Raw genomic sequence first — 4,929 nt, forward strand, 5'->3', positions numbered from 1 at the left:
GGCGAGGCAGTTTGCTGTGCAGCAAGCGCTACCGAGGTCGCTGTCGGCTACTGCTCAAGGATGATGAAATGCTGTGGCGTTTTCTGGAAAACGACGAGATAGCCTTGACCAATAATGAGGCGGAACGGGCGCTACGCGGGTATGTGCTGTGGCGCAAGGGGAGCTATGGCGTTTGGTCACATCGGGGAGAGCTGTTTCGGCAGCGCATCTTGTCTTTGATAGAGACAGCCAAGCGGTTAGGTCGCTGTCCGCAGGAATGGCTGAGGGCCGTGGTCAGTGCCTGCATAGAGAAAACAGACTACCCGCTCCCGGAAGAGTTGTTGTCAACATCCTCCCGGTGAACGGTTACGCTGCAACAGCTTGCGCCCCTCAACTTCCGGGATGAGCGCAAGACGGAGACCCTGGCCGACTATCTGGACAGAGTCTCTCCCCTGGTGCCCTCCATTCCCTCCAATGTGCTCGCCCAGTGGATTTACCGTCATTGGCGCGGTTTTGAATCCAACTGGAGCTTTATCGATCTCGCCAGCCACCAGTTCGAGTGTGAGCACTGGCCCACCGACCAGATTATCGAGCAGATAGACTCCCGCCACATGGAGGTGATCGATCGCTGGGGCGAGATGCTGCGCAGCAACCGCTACGTGCGCCGCTCCTGGCTCGGCGATGACATGCTGCACCGGGGCACCTGGTCCGAGCCTGTCATCGTCCTCGCCACCGCCCCGGGAACCTGCTACCCGGACGGTCACCCCCTGCCCCATCCCTACTGCCTGCTGGAGGGGCACCACAGGCTCGGCTACCTGCGCAGCATGGCCGCCGATGGCGCCCCCTTGCAGGCGCAGCACGCACTCTGGATATGTCGACCCGTTCGCGACACTTAAACGTTTTTCTGGGCAAATCCTGCCTATGAAATAAATTTTTGACAATTCAAAAACCAGCCCTATAATCGGTGCGGTTTTGAAAAAGGTCGGGACAGGACAATGCCGTTTTTGATGAAAAAAGCAGCCTTGCAGACGGGTGGAGCGCACCAGAGCGGCCCCGTTGTTTCCGGTTCCCGTCCCACAGATCCCCCGTTTTTTTTGAAAAGAGCCCCTGTTTCAGGGGCTTTTTTTTGTGCCGGAAAAACCTTCATTGATGCCAAAGGGAATGCAGACGATGACCAATCCACTCTATAACAAACACGTCATCTCCATCTCGGATCTGACCCGGTCCGACATGGAACTGGTGGTCGCCACCGCACAGCGGTTGAAGGCCGAACCCGACAGCCGCCTGCTGAAAGACAAGCTGGTCGCCAGTTGCTTCTTCGAAGCCTCCACCCGCACCCGTCTCTCCTTCGAGACCGCGGTCCAGCGCCTGGGCGGCAACATCATCGGCTTCGCCGACGGCGGCAACACCAGCGCCAAGAAGGGCGAGACTCTGGCCGACTCCATCAAGATCATCAGCTCCTACACCGATGCGGTGGTGATGCGCCACCCCAAGGAAGGGGCAGCCCGTCTGGCCTCCGAGTTCTCCCGGGTGCCGGTCATCAACGGCGGTGACGGCTCCAACCAGCATCCCACCCAGACCCTGCTCGACCTCTTCTCCATCCACGAGACCCAAGGCAAGCTGGACGGCCTCAACGTCGCCTTCGTCGGTGACCTGAAGTACGGCCGCACCGTCCACTCCCTGGCCCAGGCCCTGAGCCTGTTCAACTGCCGCTTCTTCTTCATCTCCCCGGAGGCGCTGGCCATGCCGGACTACCTCTGCGAGGAGCTGGAAGAGAAGGGCATCCGCTTCAGCGTGCACGAGACCATGGAAGAGGTGATGCCGGAGCTCGACATCCTCTACATGACCCGCGTCCAGAAGGAGCGCTTCGACGAGACCGAGTACAAGCACATGGCCGCCAAGTTCGTGCTGGAGCTGGCGACCCTGGAAGGGGCCAAGCCCACCATGAAGATCCTCCATCCCCTGCCCCGGGTTGACGAGATCGAGGTCGCCGTCGACAAGACCCCCCACGCCTACTACTTCCAGCAGGCGGAGAACGGGGTCTATGCCCGCCAGGCACTGCTGGCACTGGTACTGAACGAAACCGTCTAAGGGAAAGGGGAACATCATGTCCGAGAAGAACCAACTGCAAGTCGAAGCCATCCGTCACGGCTCCGTCATCGACCACGTCCCCGCCGGCCAGGGCATCAAGATCCTCAAGCTGTTCCAGCTGATCGAGACCCAGGAGCGGATCACCGTCGGTTTCAACCTGAAATCCGGCGCCCTCGGCAAGAAGGATCTCATCAAGATCGAGAACACCCGTCTGACCGAGCAGCAGGCCAACCAGCTCGCCCTGTTCGCCCCCAAGGCCACCGTCAACATCATCGAAGACTTCGTGGTGGTGAAGAAGCACCAACTGGCGCTGCCGGAGTTCATCGAAGGGGTCTTCCACTGCCCCAACTCCAACTGCATCTCCCACAACGAACCGGTGGAGAGCTACTTCCGGGTGCGCGAGGTGAAAGGGGCGGTGCGGATGAAGTGCAAATACTGCGAGAAGTCCTTCACCCAGGACATCGTCAGCGAACGCTACTGATTTCCTGCCGACAAAGGATATCCATGTGGGCCCCATCGGGCCCATTTTTGAACCCTGTCACATCACTTATTCCCCCTTTGGTTATAATTTGCCATCCCGTAATGGATATACCTCGCTCATCCCCTGCTTGAGTGCTCCTCATTAGTGTTTTTCGCTATGAAAAGCCGGAACGACAGACTGGGCGAGACCGCCATCGCTCATCGCCAAAGGAAGTCGCCATGGTCAACACCCTCAGCCGCCCAGCAGAACCGGAGTCAGATCTGGCCCAGCTCGACGCCTGCCGCCAGATCATCGGCCAGCACTGCTACAGCACCCAGGAGGAGATCCGCCGCGAGCTCTCCGCCCGCGGTTTTGCGGACATCAGCCAGTCCACCATCTCCCGCCTGCTGCGCCGTCTCGGGGTCGCCAAGGCCCAGAACGCCAACGGCAAGAAGGTCTACACCCTGGTGGACGAGCAGCTGGAGCCCGCCGGCAGCACCCGCGCCATCCATGACATGGTGCGCGCCGTGGTCCACAACCAGCAGATGGTGCTGGTGCATACCACCCCGGGGGCCGCTACCGTGGTGGCTCGCCTGCTGGATCGCAACGCCAATCCCGAAATCCTGGGGGCCGTGGCCGGCAACGACGTGGTACTGATCGCCCCGCGCCACATCAGCCGAACCCGCCAGGCTCACGCCGCCGTGGTGCGCACTCTGGAAAACGCCCGCTGACCCCTGCTGGATGCCAGAAGGCGACCCCGGGGTCGCCTTTTTGTTGCCCGCGCGGCAAGGAGCCAGGCCACGGGAGAGCCCGGGCGTCCTGCCTTGCCAGCCACAAAAAACGGGAGCCCCAGGCTCCCGTTGTTGTCCCTATGTCTGTCGGCATTCATGCCAGCACGGCGCCCAGGCTCAGGCAGAGCACGATCAGCACGGTCAGCATGCCGAGCAGCGGGGCCACCCACTTCAGCCAGCGCACATAGGGCACCTTGGCAATGGCCAGCCCCCCATGACCACGGCGGAGGTCGGGGTCACCAGGTTCACCAGACCGGAGGCGGACTGGTAGGCGGTGACCACCAGCTCGCGGCCCACGTTGGCGAAGTCGGCGAGCGGCGCCATGATCGGCATGGTCAGCACCGCCAGACCGGAGGAAGAGGGCACCAGGAAGGAGAGCACCACTTCCAGCACGAACATCACGTTGATGAAGACGATGGTGGAGAGGCCGGTCACTATCCCCTCTGCGCTGTGCAAAATGGTGTGGGTGATCATGCCGTTGTCCATCACCACCACGATACCGCGGGCGATACCGATGATGAGGGCCACGCCGAGCAGATCGCGGGCACCGTCGATGAAGTTGGAGGTCAGCTCCTCCTCGCTCATGCGGGAGATGACGCCGACGATGATGGCGGCAGCCAGGAAGACGCCGGAGATCTGCGCCATCCACCAGCCCAGCACGGCCACCCCGTAGATCATCACGGCAAAGGCGGCGACGAAGATACCCAGCACGATCTTGCGGGTGGTGGTGAACTCCAGCATCTGGTCGCTCTTGTTGCCGAGGAAGTGGGTACGGTTCTCTTCCCACTTGTCGGCCACCAGGGACTTGCTGGGATCGCTTCTCACCATCTTGGCGTAACGCATCACATAGGCCACGCAGATCAGCCAGCCGGCCACCAGCATGGCGACCCGCAACCAGATGCCGTCGGTGAAGGAGATACCGGCCGCGTTGGCGGCGATCACGGTGGCGAACGGGTTGATGGTGGAGCCCAGGGTACCGATACCGGCTCCCAGCAGCACGGTCGCGGCAGCCACGACAGGGTCGAAGCGGGCGGCCATCATCACCGGCACCAGCAGGGTGTAGAACGGCAGGGACTCTTCCGCCATGCCGTAGATGGTGCCCCCTGCGGCGAACAGCGCCATCAGAATGGGGATCATCCACTCTTCACGGCCACGCAGGCGATCGGTGACGCGCTCGATACCGGCATCGATGGCACCTGTCTTGGTCACGATGCCAAGGAAGCCACCGATGATCAGGATGAAGAGGGAGACGTCGATGGCGCCAGCCTCATAGGTGTCGTGGTTGTAGAGACCGTCGATGGGTGCCAGCAGCACGTCGACTATCCCCTGGGGATTGGCATCCACCAGTTTGTAGGTACCGGCCACCGGCACTTCCTTGCCGAGGGCCTCGTTCATGGTCATCTCGTATTTGCCGGCCGGCACTATCCAGCTCAGGGCGGCCACCAGGGCGATCAGCACAAACAGTATCGTGTAGGCTGACGGGAACTTGGATTTGGTCATGGTCCAGCTTCCTTCTGTGGGTGTGGTATCCATCCGTCATTCCGCACCTGATTTTGCTATTTTCAGTGCTTGACGGCGATCGGCCGTTCTGATCTATTACTCTCTTTT

The 4,929-nt window shown here is 61.2% G+C and carries 5 protein-coding genes and 1 pseudogene; 5 read left to right on the plus strand and 1 reads right to left on the minus strand.

Annotation, left to right across the window (positions count from 1 at the left end):
- The 5 genes from OKB81_RS19310 to OKB81_RS19330 form a co-directional block, all read left to right on the plus strand.
- On the plus strand, positions 1-341 hold a 341-nt coding region (locus OKB81_RS19310), incomplete at its 5' end, for an IS66 family transposase (protein ID WP_270805382.1).
- Positions 342-350: 9 nt separating this feature from the next.
- On the plus strand, positions 351-875 hold the full coding sequence (locus tag OKB81_RS19315) for a hypothetical protein (RefSeq protein ID WP_160839458.1): 525 nt from the start codon (positions 351-353) through the stop codon (positions 873-875).
- Positions 876-1,149: 274 nt separating this feature from the next.
- Positions 1,150-2,070 carry an aspartate carbamoyltransferase gene (gene pyrB / locus OKB81_RS19320; protein WP_010676005.1) on the plus strand — a complete coding sequence of 307 codons (921 nt, stop codon included), beginning with the start codon at positions 1,150-1,152 and terminating at the stop codon, positions 2,068-2,070.
- Between the two features lie 16 nt (positions 2,071-2,086).
- Positions 2,087-2,551, plus strand: a complete 465-nt coding sequence (gene pyrI, locus OKB81_RS19325; RefSeq protein WP_010676006.1) for an aspartate carbamoyltransferase regulatory subunit — start codon at positions 2,087-2,089, stop codon at positions 2,549-2,551.
- A gap of 218 nt (positions 2,552-2,769) precedes the next feature.
- Positions 2,770-3,261, plus strand: coding sequence for an arginine repressor (locus OKB81_RS19330; RefSeq protein ID WP_160839456.1), 492 nt, complete (start codon positions 2,770-2,772; stop codon positions 3,259-3,261).
- A gap of 154 nt (positions 3,262-3,415) precedes the next feature.
- Here OKB81_RS19330 and OKB81_RS19335 read toward each other — a convergent pair.
- Positions 3,416-4,821 (minus strand): annotated as a pseudogene (locus OKB81_RS19335) (YfcC family protein).
- Between the last annotated feature and the right edge of the window lie 108 nt (positions 4,822-4,929).

The organism is Aeromonas sp. QDB56 (assembly GCF_027705505.1).
GTDB lineage: Bacteria > Pseudomonadota > Gammaproteobacteria > Enterobacterales > Aeromonadaceae > Aeromonas > Aeromonas caviae.

What these genes read in the sequence shown, in the direction of transcription:
- pyrB (WP_010676005.1), top strand. Translation starts at nt 1,150, where the DNA reads ATGACCAATCCACTCTATAACAAACACGTCATCTCCATCTCGGATCTG.
- pyrI (WP_010676006.1), top strand. Translation starts at nt 2,087, where the DNA reads ATGTCCGAGAAGAACCAACTGCAAGTCGAAGCCATCCGTCACGGCTCC.
- OKB81_RS19330 (WP_160839456.1), top strand. Translation starts at nt 2,770, where the DNA reads ATGGTCAACACCCTCAGCCGCCCAGCAGAACCGGAGTCAGATCTGGCC.